General features: G+C 72.5%; 18 protein-coding genes. 4 read left to right on the forward strand and 14 right to left on the reverse strand.

Annotated features, from left to right (window positions below; genetic code table 11):
• Positions 1 to 82: 82 nt before the first annotated feature.
• Positions 83 to 847, reverse strand: coding sequence for a GntR family transcriptional regulator (locus tag ACYSUO_RS25060; RefSeq protein WP_461778491.1), 765 nt, complete (start codon positions 845 to 847; stop codon positions 83 to 85).
• A 148-nt stretch (positions 848 to 995) separates the two neighbouring features.
• On the opposite strand from ACYSUO_RS25060, the gene ACYSUO_RS25065 reads away from it, so the two are divergent.
• Entirely contained in the window at positions 996 to 2,000 is a 1,005-nt protein-coding gene (locus tag ACYSUO_RS25065; RefSeq protein ID WP_461778492.1) for a Gfo/Idh/MocA family protein, read from the forward strand.
• A 52-nt stretch (positions 2,001 to 2,052) separates the two neighbouring features.
• On the opposite strand, the gene ACYSUO_RS25070 is transcribed toward ACYSUO_RS25065, so the two are convergent.
• From ACYSUO_RS25070 to ACYSUO_RS25105, 8 genes are all read right to left on the reverse strand, one after another.
• Positions 2,053 to 3,243 (reverse strand): cytochrome P450 family protein, encoded by a 1,191-nt coding sequence (locus ACYSUO_RS25070; protein ID WP_461778493.1) that lies wholly within the window; start codon positions 3,241 to 3,243, stop codon positions 2,053 to 2,055.
• A 95-nt stretch (positions 3,244 to 3,338) separates the two neighbouring features.
• On the reverse strand, positions 3,339 to 4,580 hold the full coding sequence (locus tag ACYSUO_RS25075) for an ROK family protein (protein ID WP_461778494.1): 1,242 nt from the start codon (positions 4,578 to 4,580) through the stop codon (positions 3,339 to 3,341).
• 64 nt (positions 4,581 to 4,644) lie between these two features.
• Entirely contained in the window at positions 4,645 to 5,313 is a 669-nt protein-coding gene (locus tag ACYSUO_RS25080; protein WP_461778495.1) for a response regulator, read from the reverse strand.
• Positions 5,314 to 5,337: 24 nt separating this feature from the next.
• Positions 5,338 to 5,910: a GTP-binding protein gene (locus tag ACYSUO_RS25085; protein WP_461778564.1), complete on the reverse strand. Its 573-nt coding sequence runs from the start codon at positions 5,908 to 5,910 to the stop codon at positions 5,338 to 5,340.
• Between the two features lie 79 nt (positions 5,911 to 5,989).
• Complete coding sequence (locus ACYSUO_RS25090) at positions 5,990 to 6,421, reverse strand: DUF742 domain-containing protein (protein ID WP_461778496.1); 432 nt, start codon at positions 6,419 to 6,421, stop codon at positions 5,990 to 5,992.
• Positions 6,418 to 6,870 carry a roadblock/LC7 domain-containing protein gene (locus ACYSUO_RS25095; protein ID WP_461778497.1) on the reverse strand — a complete coding sequence of 151 codons (453 nt, stop codon included), beginning with the start codon at positions 6,868 to 6,870 and terminating at the stop codon, positions 6,418 to 6,420. The genes ACYSUO_RS25090 and ACYSUO_RS25095 overlap by 4 nt, the downstream gene beginning before the upstream one ends.
• A gap of 155 nt (positions 6,871 to 7,025) precedes the next feature.
• On the reverse strand, positions 7,026 to 9,479 hold the full coding sequence (locus ACYSUO_RS25100) for a sensor histidine kinase (RefSeq protein ID WP_461778565.1): 2,454 nt from the start codon (positions 9,477 to 9,479) through the stop codon (positions 7,026 to 7,028).
• Between the two features lie 191 nt (positions 9,480 to 9,670).
• On the reverse strand, positions 9,671 to 10,942 hold the full coding sequence (locus tag ACYSUO_RS25105; protein WP_461778498.1) for a sensor histidine kinase: 1,272 nt from the start codon (positions 10,940 to 10,942) through the stop codon (positions 9,671 to 9,673).
• A gap of 179 nt (positions 10,943 to 11,121) precedes the next feature.
• Between ACYSUO_RS25105 and ACYSUO_RS25110 the strand changes: the two genes are divergently transcribed.
• Positions 11,122 to 11,340, forward strand: coding sequence for a hypothetical protein (locus tag ACYSUO_RS25110; RefSeq protein WP_461778499.1), 219 nt, complete (start codon positions 11,122 to 11,124; stop codon positions 11,338 to 11,340).
• Here the strand turns inward: ACYSUO_RS25110 and ACYSUO_RS25115 are convergent, their stop codons facing one another.
• Positions 11,341 to 11,766 (reverse strand): guanyl-specific ribonuclease, encoded by a 426-nt coding sequence (locus ACYSUO_RS25115; protein WP_461778500.1) that lies wholly within the window; start codon positions 11,764 to 11,766, stop codon positions 11,341 to 11,343.
• Positions 11,767 to 11,982: 216 nt separating this feature from the next.
• On the opposite strand from ACYSUO_RS25115, the gene ACYSUO_RS25120 reads away from it, so the two are divergent.
• Positions 11,983 to 12,714, forward strand: a complete 732-nt coding sequence (locus tag ACYSUO_RS25120; protein ID WP_461778501.1) for a 3-oxoacyl-ACP reductase family protein — start codon at positions 11,983 to 11,985, stop codon at positions 12,712 to 12,714.
• A gap of 70 nt (positions 12,715 to 12,784) precedes the next feature.
• Here ACYSUO_RS25120 and alc read toward each other — a convergent pair whose 3' ends face one another.
• Positions 12,785 to 13,918 carry an allantoicase gene (gene alc, locus ACYSUO_RS25125; RefSeq protein ID WP_461778502.1) on the reverse strand — a complete coding sequence of 378 codons (1,134 nt, stop codon included), beginning with the start codon at positions 13,916 to 13,918 and terminating at the stop codon, positions 12,785 to 12,787.
• A gap of 4 nt (positions 13,919 to 13,922) precedes the next feature.
• Positions 13,923 to 15,275, reverse strand: a complete 1,353-nt coding sequence (gene allB, locus ACYSUO_RS25130) for an allantoinase AllB (RefSeq protein WP_461778503.1) — start codon at positions 15,273 to 15,275, stop codon at positions 13,923 to 13,925.
• 225 nt (positions 15,276 to 15,500) lie between these two features.
• On the opposite strand from allB, the gene ACYSUO_RS25135 reads away from it, so the two are divergent.
• The gene (locus tag ACYSUO_RS25135) at positions 15,501 to 16,301 is read left to right on the forward strand and encodes an IclR family transcriptional regulator (protein WP_461778504.1); all 801 of its coding nucleotides are present in this window, start codon (positions 15,501 to 15,503) and stop codon (positions 16,299 to 16,301) included.
• Positions 16,302 to 16,462: 161 nt separating this feature from the next.
• Here ACYSUO_RS25135 and ACYSUO_RS25140 read toward each other — a convergent pair whose 3' ends face one another.
• Both ACYSUO_RS25140 and ACYSUO_RS25145 read right to left on the reverse strand, forming a co-directional pair.
• A complete protein-coding gene (locus ACYSUO_RS25140) occupies positions 16,463 to 17,158 on the reverse strand; it encodes an ABC transporter ATP-binding protein (RefSeq protein WP_461778505.1) in 696 nt (231 codons plus the stop codon).
• A complete protein-coding gene (locus ACYSUO_RS25145; protein ID WP_461778506.1) occupies positions 17,155 to 18,228 on the reverse strand; it encodes an ABC transporter permease in 1,074 nt (357 codons plus the stop codon). Before ACYSUO_RS25145 ends, ACYSUO_RS25140 begins: the two co-directional genes overlap by 4 nt.
• Between the last annotated feature and the right edge of the window lie 114 nt (positions 18,229 to 18,342).

The raw sequence follows: 18,342 nt of genomic DNA on the forward strand, positions 1-18,342 counted from the left end.
TGTAGCCGGGTCCCACCGCAGCGTCAATGAATTTGTCAGAACATTCTGACGACCTACGCTCCGTCGGCCGGGCGCACAACTCTCAGGAACGTACGAGGAGTTGGAACTCGAAGGAGTAGCGCGAGGCCCGGTACGTGTGCGAGCCGAACTCGACCGGGCGGCCCGTGTCGTCGTACGTCGAGCGCTGCATGGTGAGCAGCGGCGCGCCCTCCTGCTCGCCGAGCCGCTCGGCCTCGACGGCGGTGGCGGCGCGGGCGCCGACGGACTGGCGGGCGCTGTGCAGGGTGATGCCGGCGGCCCGCATCAGGCGGTAGAGGCCGGTCGCCACGAGCCGCTCGTCGTCGAGCGCGAGCAGCCCCGTGGGCAGGTGGTTGCAGAGGTACGCGACCGGTTCGCCGTGCGCGAGCCGCAGCCGCTCGACGCGGTGCACCTCCTCGCCCTCCGCGACGCCGAGCGCCGCGGCCGCCTCGGCGGGGGCGGGCACGAGGGTGTTGGCGATGACCCGGGTCTCGGGGCGCTGGCCCGCCGCCTCCAGGTCGTCGTACAGGCTGGACAGTTCGAGGGGCCGCTTGACCTGGCTGTGCACGACCTGGGTGCCGACGCCGCGGCGGCGCACGAGCAGCCCCTTGTCGACGAGGGACTGGATGGCCTGGCGGACGGTGGGCCGGGACAGCCCGAGCCGGCCCGCCAGCTCGATCTCGTTGCCGAGCAGGCTGCCGGGGGTCAGGGCGCCGCGCTCGATCGCCGCCTCCAGCTGCTGGGACAGCTGGAAGTACAGCGGCACCGGGCTGCTGCGGTCGACGCTGAGACCGAGGTCGACGGTCGGGTCGGCTGGGGGTTTGGCCACGGGGCGAGGCTATCGGTGGGAGTTCTTGACGGGAAGTCCGGAGGTCCGGTTGTCAGGACAAGCGCTTCCAGCGAGCCTCCGGCGCGGACGGGTGTTTGTCAGGACAAACGATTGACACCCACCCGGGGGCGCGTCACCGTTGGGTGCCATGCGCATCGGACTCATCGGAACGGGCCGCATCGGCACCTTTCACGCGGGCGTACTGGAGCGATACCGGGAGGTCGGTTCGCTGGTCGTCACCGACGCGGAGCCCGCGCGGGCGATCGCGCTCGCCGACCGGATCGGGGCGACGGCCGCGCCGAGCGTCGACGAGATCTTCACGTGGGGCGTGGACGCGCTCGTGATCACCGCGGCGACCTCGGCACACGCGGAGCTGATCGGGCGGGCGGCGCGGGCCGGGCTCCCGGTCTTCTGCGAGAAGCCGATCGCCCTCGACCTGCCGGGCACGCTGGCCGCGCTCGCGGAGGTCGAGGAGGCGGGCACGGTGCTCCAACTCGGCTTCCAGCGCCGCTTCGACGCCGGGTACACGGCGGCGCGGACCGCCGTTCAGGAGGGGAAACTCGGCCGGGTGCACACGGTGCGAGCGCTGACCTCCGACCCGGCGCCGCCACCGGCCGCGTACCTCCCGCTCTCCGGCGGGCTCTACCGGGACTGCCTGATCCACGACTTCGACATGCTGCGGTGGGTGACAGGGCGCGAGGTCGTCGAGGTGTACGCGACCGGCTCCGACGCCGGACCCGCGATGTTCCGGGAGGCCGGGGACGTGGACACCGCGGCGGCGCTCCTGACCCTCGACGACGGCACCCTGGCCACCGCCACCTCGACGCGGTGCAACGGCGCCGGCTACGACGTGCGCATGGAGCTCTCCGGGGAGCGGGACACCCTCGTCGTCGGCCTCGACGACCGGACCCCGGTCGCCTCCACGGAACCGGAGGGCCCGCCGGCCGCCACGAAGCCGTGGCCCGGCTTCCTGGAACGCTTCGCCCCCGCGTACGAGGCCGAACTGAAGGCCTTCGTCGACGTCGTCCGCGGCGAACGCACCAACCCGTGCGACGGCCGCGAGGCCCTCCGGGCACTCCGCGTCGCGGAGGCGTGCGAGGTGTCGCGGGCGGAGCGGCGGGTGGTGCGGATGGAGGAGATCGCCGGGGGCTGATCTAGCCCCGCCGGCGTTTGGCGCGGGGTCCGGGGCGGAGCCCCGAGGCCGTTCACCAGCGGACCGGCAGGCTCCTCGTGCCCCTGATGAGCATGCCGGGCAGCCACCCGTCCGGTTCCTCGGTGAGGGTCAGGTCCGGGCAGCGTTCCAGGAGGCTGCGGATCGCGATACGACCTTCCAGGCGGGCAAGCGGAGCGCCCAGGCAGAAGTGGATGCCGTGGCCGAAGGCGACATGGCCGCGGGCGTCGCGGCGGATGTCGAAGCGGTCGGGGTCCGTGAAGCGGTGCGGGTCGTGGCTGGCCGTGGCGATGCCGATGAGGACCGGCGCGCCCGCCGGGATCACCGTGCCGTCGATGTCGACCGGCTCCGCCGCGAAACGGTGCGTGGCCGTCTCGACGGGGCCGTCGTAGCGCAGCATCTCCTCCACGGCGCCGTCGAGGAGCGTCATGTCGGCGCGCAGCGCCGCGAGTTGCTCCGGGTGCTGGAGCAGGGCGCGGACGCCGTTGCCGATCAGGTTGACCGTCGTTTCGTGGCCGGCGATGAGCAGGAGGAAGGACATGCCGCGCAGTTCGCTGGGCGAGAGGCGGTCGCCGTCCTCCGCCGTGGTCCGGATCAGCGCGCTGAGCAGGTCGTCCGCGGGGGCCGCGTCGCGTTTGGCCGCGATCAACTCGTCCAGGAACCCGACCAGTTCGACGTGCGACGCGTAGGCCTCCTCCTCGCTGGTCGGCGCCACGACCTGCGTCGACATGCGGCGGAACCGCTCGCGGTCGATGTCGGGGACGCCGAGGAGTTCGCAGATCACCGCGAACGGGAGGGGGAAGGCCAGGGAGCCGATCAGGTCGGCGCTGCCGCGCGGCACCATGTCGTCGAGCAGCTCGTCCGTGAGCTTCTGGATGCGCGGGGCGAGTGCCGCGACCCGGCGCGGGGTGAACTCCCGCGTGACCAAGGAACGCAGGCGGCCGTGCTCCGGCGGGTCCGCGAAGAGGAGGTGCAGGCCCATCATGTCGCCCTCACGGCCCCACGGTGGGGTCTTGACCAGGCGGGGGTCGGTGAACGCGGCGCGGGCGGCCTCGTGGCCGACGATCAGATAGAGGTCCTCGGTGGGGCCGGGGCCGGGCGTGCGGACGTGGTGGACGGGGCCGCGGGTGCGCAGCCGCTCGTAGACCGGGTATGGGTCGGCGTGGAATCGGGGCGCGCCCCCGGCCAGTTCTCCCAGGTCGACGATCTCACCGCTGTCGGTCATGTCGTGCCGCCTCCCGTTGCCCGGTTCTGGCCTTCATCGTGGTCAACTCCTGGCGTTCCCCGTGCGTTCCCGTGCTCCGAGGGGGCTGGAAATGCTCAATCGCCGGAGGGGCTTGGGTGGCCACCCGTCTCCAGGAATCTCGCCAGCGGCAGCGTCGCCGCGCCCACCGTCACCGCGTCGGGGCCCAAGCGACCCAGTTCCACCGTGGTTTGGGTGAAGGGGTGGTGCAGGGCGTAGGACGCGGCCGCGCGGCGTACGGGAGCGAGCAGGCGGGGGCCGAGCATGAGGCCCGCCCAGCCGCCCACGACGATCCGCTCCGGGTTGAACAGGTTGACCAGGTCGGCGATGCCCGCGCCGAGGAACTCCGCCGTCTCGTCCAACAGGCCTGCTGTGGAGGGGTCTTCGAGGAGTTCGTTCAGCGCGCCCTCCTCGTCCGTCGCGGTCCAGCTGCCGCCCGCCTCCCGCCAGCGCGCGAGCAGCGCCTCCGCCCCGACGTACGCCTCAAGGCAGCCGCGCGCGCCGCACCGGCAGACCCTGCCGCCGACCTGAAGCACGGTGTGGCCCCACTCCCCCGCGCTGCTCGACGCGCCCTGGTAGGGCACTCCGTCGGCGATGACGCAGGCGCCGACACCGGAGCCGATGAGCGCGATCACGGCGTTGCGGGCGCCGCGGCCCGCGCCGAACCACATCTCGGCGCGGCCGAGGGTCTTGGCTCCGTTGTCGAGGAACAGCGGGAGCTGCGGGGGAAGTTCGAGCGGGAGGCCGTCGGGGGCGCGGAGCATGGCCTCCAGGGGGACCGCGTCCCAGCCGATGGTCTGGCCGTGCACCACCGCGCCGCCCCCGCCCGAGGCGTCGACGATGCCGGGCACGCCGATGCCGACACCGAGGAGGGATTCGGGAGCCACCTCCGCGTCGGCGAGCACCCGCGTCAGACCAGCGGCGATGAGGCGTACGACGTCCTTGGCGTCGCACTGGCCCTCGCGCGTCGCCACGGGCAACGGCTCGTCCACGCGCGCGAGTTCACCGAGCGCGAGGTCGAACAGCTCCACGCGCACGCGGGTCTCCCCGACGTCCACGCCCACGAGATGGCCGCTGCGCGGGGCGACGCGCAGCAGGGTGCGGGGGCGGCCGCCGTCGGACTCGACCGAGCCCGCCTCCTCCAGGAGACCGTCGGCAACGAGCTCCGCCACCACATTGCTGATGGAGCCCGAACTGAGCGCCGTGAGCGGCCCCAACTCCTGCCTGCTGAGCGGCCCGTCGAAGTACAGCTTGCTCAGGACGACGGCGCGGTTGCCGCGCCGCAGATCACGTACCGTCCGCCGACGTGGTGCCGCCATCCCCACCCCTTCGAGCACTTGCCTCGTTGAACGCTGTGAATCTACCCCGAGGCACCGACACGGCTCAGTCGCCGTCGAGCAGCCCCGCGTCGTGGGCGAGCAGCGCGATCTGTACGCGGTTGTTGAGGCCGAGCCGGGCCATGATGCGGGAGACGTGGGTCTTGACCGTGGGGACGCTCATGTAGAGCGTCGCCGCGATCTCCGCGTTGGACCTGCCGCGGCCCACCTCGACGGCCACCTCCCGCTCACGCTCGGCCAGTTCGGCCATGCGCGTACGCGCGCGTGCCCGCCGCTCCAGGGCGGGGTCGTCGCCCGATACCTTGGAGATGAGCTGCCGGGTCACGGTCGGCGAGAGGACCGGGGTGCCGGCCGCCACCCGGCGCACCGACTCGACGATCTCGCCCGGCGCGGTGTCCTTGAGGACGAAACCGGCGGCGCCCGCGCGCAGCGCCCGCAGCACCTGCTCGTCCGCGTGGAACGTGGTCAGGACGATCACCTCGGGTGCGCCCTCGCGGGCCCGCAGTTCCTCCGTGGCGGACAGGCCGTCCAGGGTCGGCATGCGCAGGTCCATGAGGACGACGTCCGGGTGCAGCCGGGCCACCTGCGCGTCCACCTCACTGCCGTCGGCGGCCTCGCCGACGATCTCGATGTCCTCGGCGGCGCCGAACATGAAGGTGAGCCCGGCGCGCACGAGGGGGTCGTCGTCGACGATGAGCAGGCGGATCGCGGTCATGGGGCCCACCGTAGCGAGCAACGATCACCCGTGTTCGTACTCCGCCCGGTTCACCGCCCCCACGTTCATCGCGTGCTCGGCCAGTGCCACGAGGGCGTCCCGCGCCGACTCACGGCCCCGTGCGTCGCACAGCACCACGGGCACGTCCTCGTCGAGGTCGAGTGCGGTGCGGACCGTCGAGATCGGGTAGTGGCGGCTGCCGTCGAAGCAGTTGACGGCGATGAGGAAGGGCAGTCCCGCGCGTTCGAAGTAGTCGATCGCGGCGAAGCAGTCGGAGAGCCGCCGGGTGTCGGCGAGTACGACGGCGCCGAGCGCGCCCTCGGCCAGGTCGTCCCACAGGAACCAGAAGCGCTCCTGGCCCGGTGTGCCGAACAGGTAGACCACCACCTGTTCACTGATGGAGATCCGCCCGAAGTCCATCGCCACGGTGGTGCTCACCTTGGCGTCGACGCCCGTCGTGTCGTCCACGTGGGCGCCCGCGTCGGAGAGCAGTTCCTCGGTGCGCAGCGGCCTGATCTCGCTCACCGCGCCCACGAACGTCGTCTTGCCGACCCCGAAGCCGCCCGCCACCAGGATCTTCAACGGGACGGGCGGCAGCGGCGCGGGCGCGCCCGGCGGCGTGCCCGCCCGTTCGGCGGCGCGGCGGGCACCGGATCGGGGTGTGCCGCTCGTCGCGTCAGAGCGCACGGAGGCCATTGATCACCTCTCTGAGAAGGTGTTCGTCCGGCAGTTCGGCCGGGCGGACGGGACGGGTGATGCGGGCGATGCCGTCGTCGACCAGGTCCCCGAGAAGGACGCGGACGACCCCGGCGGGCAGGTCGAGGACGCCGGAGAGCTCCGCGACGGACTGGGCGTGGCGTCGGCACAGCGTGAGAATCCGGTGGTGCTCGGGGCCGAGGCCGAACTCGTCGGCCAGGTCGTCGGCCTCCCGCTCACCGAGCCCGCCGCCCCCTTCGACGCGCGGGTCGACCACGGTCACCATGGCGGCCAGGTCCAGCTTCTTGCGGTGCGCCGTGCGCGCGGTGCGCCCGCGGGTGAGCGTGTAGGCGCGGACGAGGGAGCTCGCATCGGTCTCGAACCCGGCCCCTGGTTCCCCGCCGCCGCTCATGACGAGGGGTCGGTCGCCTCGGCCCTCGGCTGCGTCACGAGATGCGCGCCGACGCGCTTGACCAGGAGGGTCATCTCGTACGCGACCCGGCCGATGTCCGCGTCACCGGCGGTCAGCACGGCGAGGCAGCTGCCCTCGCCCGCGGCCGCGACGAGCAGGAAGGCCTCGTCCAGTTCGACGATGGTCTGGCGGACCTCGCCCGCTGCGAACTGCTCCCCGACGCCGCGGGCCAGGCTGTGGAAGCCGGAGGAGACGGCGGCGAGATGCTCGCTGTCCTCGCGGCCGAGGTCCTGCGAGGCACCCTTGGCGAGTCCGTCGCGGGACAGGACGAGCGCCTTGCGGACGCTGCCGACGCGCGCGACGAGATCGTCGAGAAGCCAGTCGAGTTCGCCGCCGCGGACGGTGGCGTCCGGGGTGGCCGAGCGGGGTGAGGGTGACGGTGCGGACACGGTTGAGCTCCCCTTTGTTTCGGTGGTGCTTGGTGTGATGCGGTGCGGTGACGCGCCTTGTGGGCGGTGTGGGGACGCACCCTCGCGCCGGGCGACGCTGCCGCGTCGGAGTTCCGGTGTCGGTAGTCGTTGCGGTGTCGGTAGTCGATCCGGTGTCAGTCGTCGGTGCCGCGGGCCCGCTGCCAGCCCGACTGCATCGACTGCATGCGTTCGCGGACCTCGTCGGCGTCTCGTTCCGCGGGCCGCTGCGAGGCCGTGGCCGACTCGGCGGCGCGGCGCCGCAGTTGCGGGGCAAGGCTGGCCTGGCGGACCCGGCGCGGCAGGCCGTCGACGGTCTCGTCCGGGCTGATCAGGGGCGCGGGCGCGGCGCCCCGCGCGTGACCGCGCTCCGGCTGCGCGGAGGGGGTGTTGCGGCGCCCCGGCTGGTGCGGGATGCCGGCGCTGCCCAGCGGTACGCCCTGGGGCGCGGGCCGCGCGGCGCCGGTGCCGGCCGCCGCGGGGTCGTGGACCGTGGGCGGCGCCGTGGGTGGGGCGGGGATTTCGTACGCCGCGGGCGGCGCGGCGGGCGGTGCCGGGGCGAGCCGCCCCGCCGGGGCCGGCTCCCTGGCCGGCACCGCGAACACGTTGTCGAGGCCCCCGGGGCTCTCGCCCGCTCCCTCCTCGGGCACGGTGAGCACGGCCCTTGGAACGAGGACGACCGCGGTGGTCCCGCCGTACGGCGAGGCCCGCAGGGACACCGTGACGCCCTGGCGGTGGGCGAGCCGGGAGACGACGAGGAGGCCGAGGCGGTCGGTGCGCGCCGGGTCGATGTCCGCGGCGTCGGCGAGGCGTTGGTTGATCCGCTCGCGTTCGTCGGACGGGACGCCGAGTCCCCGGTCGTGGATCTCCAGGGTGAGCCCCTTCGCCGCCCCCTCGCAGGCCAGCTGCACGGTGGAGCCGGGCGGCGAGAAGATCGTGGCGTTCTCCAGGAGTTCGGCGATGAGGTGCGTCAGGTCGGCCACGGCCGGGCCCCGCACCCAGAACTCCGGCAGCCGGGGCACGTCGATCCGCTCGAAGTCCTCCACCTCGCCGATCGCGCCGCGGATCACCGAGAGCAGCGGCACGGGCCGGCCGCCGTGCCTCGGCGCGCCCGCGCCGGAGAGGATGACCAGGCCGTCGGCGTGCCGCCGCATGCGGGTGGTCATGTGGTCGAGGCGGAACAGGTCGGCCAGCTCGTCGTCGTTGTCGGTGCGGCGTTCCATGGTGTCGAGAAGCGTCAACTGACGATGCAGCAGCGCCTGGTGACGCCGCGCCAGATTCACGAACACCTCGGAGATGCCGCGCCGCAGGTCGGCCTGCACGACGGCGCCCCGCATCGCGGCCCGCTCCAGGGTCTGCAGCGCCTCGCCGACGTGGCCGATCTCGCTGCGCGGATGGTCGCGTCGCGGCGACTCGGCGTCGACGTCGACCTGCTGCCCCGCGCCGAGGCGGCGCACGACGTCGGGCAGCCGGACGTCCGCTGACTCCCGTGCCTGCGAACGGAGTTGGCCGAGCTGACGGATGATGCGTCGGGCCACCCGCACGGAGATGACCAGGGAGGCGATCACCGCGATGAGCCCGACGACGCCGGTGACGCCGGCGATCACCAGGGTGCGGACGGAGACGGGCTTGGCGCGGGCCACGAGGTCGTCGACGGACTTGAAGTTGAGGTCGGTGATCTTCTTGTCGAGTCCGGTCGCGGCGGCACTCAACTCACGTGCGGTGGTGGCGAGTTCCGGGTCGGCCTGGCCGCTCGGCCGCGGGGTCGCGGCTTGCAGCTTCCACTCGGCCGCGCGCAGCTCCCGCGTCGGCGGGCCGCTCCAGAAGCCCTTGAGCCGCTCGCGGTCCGCGTCCTCCAGCAGGCCGCCCGACGTCCGTATGCTCAACGCGCGCTGGGCGACGAGGCCCGCCACCTCGCGCTGGTCGGCCGCCGTGATCCCGCCGCCACCGGCGGCCCAGCCGAGCAGGGCGCCCTCCCGGAGCACCGCCTCACGGCTCTGCGTGATCACGGCGAGTCCGGCCAACTGGCCGCTGATCCCGCCGCCTTGGGAGATCGCCTTGGCGCCCTGCAGATAGAGCCGGTACCAGCCGTCCGCCTGGGCGTTGTACCGCCGGTACGCCTCGCGGCCGCCGATGGTGCCCGCCTCGACGGCGCGGCGCAGCGGCTTCAGCCCGGCGACCTGCTCCGCCTGGCCCGCCACGTCCCAGCCGTGGATCTTGCCGCGCAGCTCCGTGTCCTTCGCGAGCCGCGCCAGGTCGGCGACCTTGGCGTCGGTGGCGTCGGCCTTGCGTCGCAGCGTGTCGTGCGCCCGCGCGTCCTGCCGGTCCGCGAGGTAGTCGAGGGCGGCGGCGCGCTCGCTCTGCACCGTGCCCAGGGCGTCGACCACCACGGGGATGAAGTCGTCGAGCACGTCGGAGGCGTCGAGCACCTTCACCGCCTCGCTGCCGGTCACCGCCGTGGACGTACCCCACAGCGCGACCAGACTGACCAGGGGCAGCAGCACCAGGGCGACGATCTCCCTGCGGATGCCGCGCGCCCGCCCCTGCCTTCTCCTGCGATGTCCTCCGCCGTGCGGTCTTTCACCGTGCACAGCAGCCAACGGACGATCCCCCTGTGGTGACATACGTCGTCACTCCCGAACCCTCGGCACACCCCGGCACCCCTGTGGCGCCGCCCCGATGAGGCCCGGAGCCTACGCCGCGTGATTCCTTGGGTACAGGCCTCCGGCACCCCCAATTTCGTTACCGCTGGTATTGGATCTCCATTCGCGCCGCCCCGCCGTCATTCCGGCCACGGAAGCCAGGCCCGCACCGCGAAACCGCCGTCCGGTTCGGGGCCGTGGTCGAGTCGGCCGCCCGCGAGCGTGGCGCGTTCGGTGAGGCCGATCAGGCCCTGGCCCGAGCCGGGGACGTGCGGCACCTTGCCGGGCGGTGGTGGGTTGCGCACGGTGACCGTGAGGCCGTCCCCCGCGCCGCCCTCGACCGTGACCGCGACCTCGGCGCCAGGGGCGTGCTTACGGGCGTTAGTCAGGCCCTCCTGGGCGATGCGGTAGGCGGTGCGGCCGGTGGAGGCGGGCACGGCCTGCGCTTCGGGGACCCGGTTGTCGAGGTCTACCTTCATGCCGGCCTCGCGGGACTCGGCGACCAGGGCGTCGAGCGCGGCGAGGGTGGGCTGCGGCCGCCCCGACTCGTCGCCGTGGTCCGCCGCGCGCAGCACGCCGATGATCTCGCGCAGGTCCTGCAACGCCTCGTGCGCGCTCTCCCGGATCACGCCCGCGGCCCGGGCGATCTCGTCCTGGGGCGCGTCGGGGCGGAACTCCAGGGCGCCCGCGTGCACGCTCAGCAGGGTGAGGCGGTGGGCGAGCACGTCGTGCATCTCGCGCGCGATGTCCTCGCGGGCGAGCCGCTGCGCCTGCTCGGCGCGGAGCTGGGCCTCGGTCTCGGCGCGCCGCGCCCGGTCCCGCAGGGACATCAGGAGCTGGCGCCGGGAGCGGACGAACATGCCCCAGCCGACGACCGTGATCGTGATGATGACGGTGAACGAGACCGACAGCAGGTACGAGGACTCGGGGTCGGGCCGCAGCCAGAAGAACAGCGGGATGAGCGCGATGGAGATGCCCGCGACCCAGCCGACGAAGCGGAACGGGCGGTGCACGGCGAGCGTGAACACCGCGATCATGGACGCGCCACCCGCGGTGTTGGACAGGAAGCCGACCGGGATCATCGCCAGGGCGAGGCCCAGCGGCCAGCGTCTGCGCAGCCAGATCGCGGCGCAGGCGGCGGCGCCGAGCACCTGGTCGAGCAGGGCGACGGCGGGCGGGGTGTTCGGGTCGTCCCCGACCTGCTCGGCGAAGATCAGGCCGAGGAAGACGGCGACCCCGAAGCAGCTGAAGTCGACGATCCAGTCACGGGCGGTGCGCCGCCTGCGGCCCGGCTGCCCCTCGGGGTCCAGGTCGGGCTCGTCGGCGACGGCCGAGGGCAGCAGCCGTCGGCGCCATCGCTCGGCGGGCGTGTCCGCCGCCTGCGGGGTTCCGGTCTGCCGCACTGCTTCCATGGTCGACAAATCTACGCACCCCGGGCGGCCCGCACCGCCCCGAGCGCCGCTTCCGCGACCAAAGTCGTACCCCCGTCGACTTTGGTCGCGGCCGGCGCCCGCGCTCCGCTACCGGAGTCGGACGGGGCTCGCCCCGCGGCCGATGTGGGTGGGGGGTCCGCGGGGCGAGAGTCCTGTGCATGAACAAGAGGCAGTGGCTACAGATCATCGAGGTCATCGGCGGCCTCGCCCTGCTCCAGGGCGCGGTCGGCATCCTTCAGGAGTTCACCGGCCGGCTGGGCTGGGGACTGATCGGGCGGATCGGCTTCCTCGACGGCCACGAGGTGTACGGCAGCGTCGCGCTGATCGTGTTCGCGTTCGCCGTGTTCGCGGCCGTCGAGGCCCAGCGCAAGAACTGACTAGCAGGTGTAGTCGACCAGGTCGAAGGACGCGTAGTGGTCCGCCGTGTAGTAGTCCTCCTTGTCGGAGTCACCGGTGACGATGCGGCGGGCACCGCGGTCGTCCGAGCCCGGCGTGATCACCGTGTACTCGTGGTAGTAGCCGGACGACTGGTCGGGGAGGATGCCCTCCCGGTTCGAGAAGACCGTGCCGTCCTGCTCGTACGGGTACGGTCCGCCCTGCTCGATGAGGTCCAGGGTGTCGTGCGCCTCGGCGGGCAGCGCGGAGTAGCAGATGTCGCCGACATCGGCGGCCGAGACGGTGTGGGAGGCGACGGCCGGGGCCTGCGCGGCCGGTGCGGCGATCGCGGTGGAGCCGCCCACGCCGCCCAGGAGGAGGGCGGCGGCAACGGCGATGGCACTGATGAAGCGTGGGGGAGTCTTCATGCCCCACAGTGTGACGCGCGTAGAGGTGGGCATGTCAACACCAACTCACGGCTGTTTTCCGTTAGTTCACATGCGTCACATGCCGGGGGCCTAGCCCCGGGGCGCTCCGGTCCTCGATTCGGCGTGTCCCGACATCGACGTCCATTTGCCGCCAGTGCTCGCCTCCGTGGATCGCTGTACTTGAAGACACAACGTCCGCTCCCTACAGGAGGCGACATGAACGGCAAGGTGGCTCTGGTGACCGGCGGCTCGCGCGGAATCGGCGCGGCGACGGCGCTGCGGCTCGCCCGCGACGGCTTCGACGTGGCGCTCACCTACGTACAGGGCAAAGAGGCCGCCGACGAAGTGGTGCGGCAGGTCGAGGCGCTGGGGCGGCGGGGGCTCGCGGTGCGGGCCGACTCGGCGGACGCGGGCGAGGCGGCGGAGGCGGTGGAGCGGACCGTGGCGGGGCTCGGCCGGATCGACGTGCTGGTCAACAACGTCGGCGTGGGCGCGCTGGGACCGCTGGACGGCTTCTCTGTCGCGGACGTGGACCGGGCGCTCGACGTGAACGTGCGCGGCGTGTTCCTCACCTCGCAGGCCGCGGCGGCCCGACTGCCGGAGGGCGGCCGGATCGTCACCGTCGGCTCCTGCATGGCGCAGCACGTACCGGGCCCTGGTGGCACGCTCTACGCCACGAGCAAGGCGGCCCTGATCGGGCTGACGAAGGCGCTCGCCCGCGAGTTGGGCGGGCGCGGCATCACGGCGAACATCGTGCACCCGGGCCCGACGGACACCGACATGAACCCGGCCGACGGACCGTACGCGGAGGGCCAGGCCGCGGCGACGGCGCTCGGCCGCTACGGCACCGCGGACGAGGTGGCGTCGACGGTCGCGTATCTGGCGGGCGAGGGCGCGTCGTACGTGACGGGTGCGGAGTTCGCGGTGGACGGCGGGCACGCCGCCTGAGGCGAAAAGGAATGCGGGGCACACCGGTGCTGTCAGGCCGGTGTGCCCCGCAAGTCGAGCAGAGTAGCGGTTACGCGCCCAACTCCGCGTGGCGGGCCGCAAGTTGCGACTCGCCCTGGTCCGTCAGCGAACCGAACAGGCGCAGGCGCGAGATGCCGCCGTCCGGGTAGATGTCGATGCGCGCGTGCGTACCGACCGCCGGGGTGTCGAGCACGAAGCGGTGGTTCGTGTCGGGCTGGAGGCGGGTGCGGGGCAGGACCTCGACCCAGTCGCCGTCCTCGCCGTCCTTGACGGAGACCGTCGCCCAGCCGGCGCTGTTGCCCTTCAGGTACGCCGTGTCGATCTCGATGGCGCGGATCTGCGACTGGGCGACGAGCTGGTAGCGGATCCAGTCGTTGCCGGTGTCGCGGCGGCGCCGGGTCTCCCAGCCGTCGTCCATCTTGCGGGAGCGGCCCGGCTGGATGGTGTTCGAGGCCGGCGAGTAGAAGAGGTTCGAGGCGTCCTCGGCGCGGCCGCCGTTCTCCAGGGCGACGACGTCGAAGGTGCCGAGCGTGGCGAGCCACTTCGGGTCCGGCAGGACCTCTCCGTAGACGCGCAGGCGGGCGATGCCGCCGTCGGGGTGCTGGTTGACGCGCAGGTGCGTGAAGCGCTGCGGGGAGTCGACGACGAAGCCGTTCGCCGCGTGGCCGCCAACGGCCGTGCGGGGTACGAGAGTTGTCCACTTCACGTCGTCGGCGAGCAGCTCCTCGGGCGTGGGCGCGCCCTCGACGGACGTGCCCTCGACCGAGACGGCCTGCGGGTAGTTGCCGCGGAAGTGGGCGGTGTCGACGACGATGCCGCTGATCACGCCGGGGGCGCCGAGCCGGACGAGGGCCCAGTCGTGGTCCTCCTGCGTCGGCCACGGGTGGTCGGCGGAGGCGCCGCGGCGACGGCGGGTCTCCCAGCCGTCCATGATCTTGCCCTTGTGGCCGAAGTGCTCCGGGTCGAACTCGGCGCGCTCGGGCACGAGCAGGTTCTCGCGCTGCGCGAAGAACTCGTCGTTCGCGGCGATGACGCCGGCGCCGAGCTGGCGCGCGGCGAGGTTCGCGTCCTTCGTGAACGGGAAGTCCGCGGTGCGGTAGTCGGCGTACGGGTCGCCGCCGCCGTAGGGGCTGGCGTCGCCGGTGAAGTGGGGTATCGCGGAGGACCCGGAAGTCGCGGACATGGTGTTACTTGTTCCTTTCGAGCAGCTGCCCCTGCGGGGCGGTGAACTCGCCCTCGGCGACGATGCGTTCGCCGCGCAGCCAGGTCGACCTGACGACGCCGTGCAGCGTCTTGCCCGCGTACGCGGTGACGCGGTTGCGGTGCTGGAGGGCGGCGGGGTCGACGCTGAAGGTTTCCTCGGGCGCGAGGACGGCGAAGTCGGCGTCGCGGCCGGCCGCGATGGCGCCCTTGCGGTCGTCGAGGCCCACGAGCTTCGACGTGCGCTCGGACATCCAACGGACCACGTCCTCAAGGGAGTAGCCGCGGTCGCGGGCGGCGGTCCAGATGGCCGAGAGGCTCAGCTGGAGGCCGGAGATGCCGCCCCAGGCGGTGGCGAAGTCGTCGGTCTTCAGGTCGGCCGTGGACGGCGAGTGGTCGGTGACGATGCAGTCGATGGTGCCGTCGGCGAGCGCCTGCCACAGCAGGTCCTGGTTGGCGGCCTCGCGGATCGGCGGGCAGCACTTGAACTCGCTTGCCCCGTCCGGGACTTCCTCGGCGGTGAGCGTGAGGTAGTGCGGGCAGGTCTCGACGGTCAGCTCGACGCCCTCGGCCTTCGCGGCGGCGATCAGCGGCAGCGCGTCGGAGGAGGAGAGGTGCAGGATGTGGATGCGGGCGCCGATCCGCTTCGCGGTGTCGATGAGGCCCTTGATGGCGACATCCTCGGAGACCCGGGGGCGGGTGGCGAGGTAGTCGTCGTACTTCGGGCCGGAGTTGTGGGGCGCCACGTCCAGCTCGTGCGGGTCCTCGGCGTGCACGATGAGCAGGCCGCCGAAGCCGGCGATCTCGGCCATGGAGGCGGTGAGCCGGTCGGCGTCCAGGTGCGGGAACTCGTCGACGCCGGAGGGCGACAGGAAGCACTTGAAGCCGAAGACCCCGGCGTCGTGCAGCGGGCGCAGGTCCTTGACGTTGTCGGGCAGCGCGCCACCCCAGAAACCGACGTCGATGTGCGCCTTCGAGGCGGCGACGTCCTTCTTCGTACGAAGGTTGTCGACGGTCGTGGTCGGCGGCAGGGAGTTGAGCGGCATGTCGACGAGGGTCGTGATGCCACCGGCCGCGGCGGCGCGGGTGGCGGTCCAGAAGCCCTCCCACTCCGTGCGCCCCGGGTCGTTGACGTGCACGTGCGTGTCGACGATGCCGGGCAGCAGCGCGTCGTCGCCGAAGTCCTCGAGGCGGGCCCCGGCCGGGACCTCGGCGTCGTGCGCGAGCACCGCGACGATCTTCCCCTGGGCGACGGCGACCGAGGCGGGGCGCGTACCTTCGGGAGTGACGACGCGCGTCGAGCGCAGCACGAGTTCGATCTGGACTTCGGCGTCCGACACCTGGGCCTCCTCAAGCTTCAACGTTCTGTTGAAGGACTTTCACTCAGACTTCGGGAACCGTCAAGACCCACCGGGACCCACCCGATCTCTGGACGTTTCCACAAAGTGGAATTAAGATTCCGTCACGCAGAACGTAGCTACCCACGAACTTCTAGGTCAAGGGATCACTGGACAGGAAGCCGCCGGTAGGCTGCCCATCTGCCTGCCACCCGAAAGGAACGCGCTGTGCCGACGCCCGACGCCAGCACCACTGATGCCGCCAAGTCCGCACCCACCGGCGGTGTCCAGTCCCTCGAGCGCGCCTTCGATCTGCTCGAGCGGATGGCCGACGCCGGTGGTGAGGTCGGTCTGAGCGAGCTCTCCGCCAGCAGCGGGCTTCCGCTGCCGACGATCCACCGGCTGATGCGCACGCTGGTCGCCTGCGGCTACGTACGCCAGCAGCCCAACCGGCGTTACGCGCTCGGCCCGCGGCTCATCCGGCTCGGCGAGTCCGCGTCCCGACTGCTCGGCACGTGGGCGCGCCCGTACCTGGCGCGCCTCGTCGAGGAGACCGGCGAGACCGCGAACATGGCGCTCCTCGACGGCGACGAGGTCGTGTACGTCGCCCAGGTGCCGTCCAAGCACTCCATGCGGATGTTCACCGAGGTCGGGCGGCGGGTGCTGCCGCACTCCACCGGCGTGGGGAAGGCGCTGCTCGCGTACACGCCCGCGGACGAGGTGCGGGCGCTTCTTGGGCGGACCGGGATGCCGGCGGCCACGGAGAAGACGCTCACCACGCCCGAGGGTTTCCTCGACGCGCTCGAGGACGTGCGGCAGGCCGGGTATGCCGTCGATGACAACGAGCAGGAGATCGGGGTGCGGTGCCTTGCGGTGTCCGTGCCGGACTCGCCCACCGCGGCGGCGATCTCGATTTCGGGGCCGGCGGGGCGGGTGACGGAGGCGGCGACGGAGAAGATCGTGCCGGTCCTTCAGCAGGTGGCGCGGGAGTTGTCGGTGGCGTTGGCCAGTTCTGGTCAGAGTGGTTGACGACTCGGGGCGCTGCCCCGGGCCCCGCGCCTCAATCGCCGGCGGGGCTGAAAAGATCGGGGCTCTGCCCCGGACCCCGCTGCTCAATCGCCGCAGGGGCTGAAATTGCTCAACCGGCGCCGGAGCCTGAATTGCTCGATCGGCGCCGGAGCTTGATTGAGTCACCCTGCGCCGAGCCCGAGGGCTCGTGACGTGACAAGTGCGCCGTCGCGCATCTCGTGGACCTCGTCCGCCACCGTCAAGTGGGCCTTGTCGTGTGTGACCAGGACCGTGGCCGTCCCGCGTTCCCTCGTCAGATTGCGCAGCAGGTCCAGTACTGCCGCGCCGCGTTCGTGGTCGAGGGCGCTGGTTGGTTCGTCGACCAGGAGGACGCGGGGCTCGTTGATCAACGCCCGCGCGATGTTCACGCGCTGGCGCTGGCCGCCCGAGAGTTGGTGGGGGCGGCGGTGGGACTGGGCGGTGAGGCCGACCGACGCCAGCAACTCGCGTGCCCTGTCGCGGACTTCGCGCGGTTTGCGGCCCTCCAGGTGGGCCATCACCTGGAGTTGTTCAAGCGCGGTCAGCGACGGCAGCAGGTTCGGCTGCTGGAAGACGATGCCGATCGCGCGGCGGCGCAGCTCCGCGGCGTCGGAGCGGGACAGGCCCGTGGCCTCGGTCCCGTCGACGGTCACGCGGCCGCTGTCGGGGGTGACGAGCGTCGCCGCCACCGCCAGGAGGCTGGATTTGCCGGAACCAGAGGGGCCCACCACCGCCGTGAGGCCGCCGGCCGGGACCCGGAGGGCGACCCGGTCGAGGGCCGTGAGGCGGCCGTCCCCGTCGGCGTAGGTCAGGGTGATGTCGTCGAGCAGCAGGGTCATCGGGCGCTCCCGAGTGCGGTGAGGGGGTCGACGGCGGTGATCCGCCGGACGGAGAGGGCGGCGCCCGCGAGGCCGAGGACCGTCATGACGGCGGCCGGGCCGAGCGCGGTCAGCGGATCGAGGACGAAGGGCACGGTGTCCGGGACGAAGGCGCCGATGAGGGTGGCGAGGCCGGTGCCCACCGCCGTACCGGCCACCAGCATCAGGACTGCCTGGCCCAGTGCGTCCCGCAGCAGGTAGCGGGTCGAGGAGCCGAGGGCCTTCAGGACCGCGATGTCGGCGCTGCGCTGGATCGTCCACACCGTGAAGAACGCGCCGACGACGAGCGCCGAGATGACGAAGAGGAAGCCGCGCATCAGTTGCAGCGAGCCGTTCTCGGCCTGGTAGGACCCTATGGCGGAGAGCGCGCCGTCGATGGTGGTCGTGTCCGTGCCCGCGACCTTGTCGGCCGCTTGTAGGTCGGCGCCCGACCCGGTGCGCAGGGCGATCACCGTCGCGCGTTCGCCGTCCCCGCCCGTGGGCGTGATGTGCTGCCAGTCGTCGAGGTGCGTCCAGACGACCGGTGTGTGGCTGTACGAGGCGTCGCCGGAGATCGCCGCGACCGTGAGGCGGGTGTCGCCGAGGGTGAGCTTGTCGCCCGTGGCCGCCCCCAGTTCCTTCGCCGCCTTGGTGGAGAGGACCGCGGTGCCGGGCTCCGTCGCGTCGGGGGCGAGGCCGGAGTCCTCGCGCACGCCGAACGCGGAGACCGCCGCGGTCTGCCGGCCCGCCTCGGCGTTCACCGTGCCGATGCCGATGGGCTCCGCGCTCTCGACGCCCGGCCGCGCCGCGAGGTCGCGCCACTGCTCGGGGCGGACCGTGGACGCCGTGAACGACACCGACTGGCCGTCGGCGGGCCGGGCGAAGGCGAGGTGGTCGGCGGGCAGCCCGGTGAGCGCCGACGTGTTGTCCCGCGCGAGCCCCGCCGTCAGTCCCGACAGCAGTCCCACGAGCAGCGTGATCAGTACGATCACGGTTCCCATCAGGGCGAACCTGCCCCTGGCGAACCGTAGATCTCTCCATGCGACGAACATGCGGTCAAGACTGCGGCTCCGGGGCCCGCCCGGGCATCGCGCCACAGCACGCTTCACCCGAATCGAAGGAGGGACGCGCCTTTCAAACTTTCGGTTGACCGGTTCCGTGTCCCG

The organism is Streptomyces sp. UC4497, from assembly GCF_054871485.1.

Bases quoted from the DNA above. Each gene is read 5' to 3' on its own strand.
- ACYSUO_RS25065 (WP_461778492.1), top strand. From the start codon at position 996: ATGCGCATCGGACTCATCGGAACGGGCCGCATCGGCACCTTTCACGCG.
- ACYSUO_RS25070 (WP_461778493.1), bottom strand. From the start codon at position 3,243: ATGACCGACAGCGGTGAGATCGTCGACCTGGGAGAACTGGCCGGGGGC.
- ACYSUO_RS25075 (WP_461778494.1), bottom strand. From the start codon at position 4,580: ATGGCGGCACCACGTCGGCGGACGGTACGTGATCTGCGGCGCGGCAAC.
- ACYSUO_RS25080 (WP_461778495.1), bottom strand. From the start codon at position 5,313: ATGACCGCGATCCGCCTGCTCATCGTCGACGACGACCCCCTCGTGCGC.
- ACYSUO_RS25090 (WP_461778496.1), bottom strand. From the start codon at position 6,421: ATGAGCGGCGGCGGGGAACCAGGGGCCGGGTTCGAGACCGATGCGAGC.
- ACYSUO_RS25105 (WP_461778498.1), bottom strand. From the start codon at position 10,942: ATGGAAGCAGTGCGGCAGACCGGAACCCCGCAGGCGGCGGACACGCCC.
- ACYSUO_RS25110 (WP_461778499.1), top strand. From the start codon at position 11,122: ATGAACAAGAGGCAGTGGCTACAGATCATCGAGGTCATCGGCGGCCTC.
- ACYSUO_RS25115 (WP_461778500.1), bottom strand. From the start codon at position 11,766: ATGAAGACTCCCCCACGCTTCATCAGTGCCATCGCCGTTGCCGCCGCC.
- ACYSUO_RS25120 (WP_461778501.1), top strand. From the start codon at position 11,983: ATGAACGGCAAGGTGGCTCTGGTGACCGGCGGCTCGCGCGGAATCGGC.
- alc (WP_461778502.1), bottom strand. From the start codon at position 13,918: ATGTCCGCGACTTCCGGGTCCTCCGCGATACCCCACTTCACCGGCGAC.
- ACYSUO_RS25140 (WP_461778505.1), bottom strand. From the start codon at position 17,158: ATGACCCTGCTGCTCGACGACATCACCCTGACCTACGCCGACGGGGAC.
- ACYSUO_RS25145 (WP_461778506.1), bottom strand. From the start codon at position 18,228: ATGTTCGTCGCATGGAGAGATCTACGGTTCGCCAGGGGCAGGTTCGCC.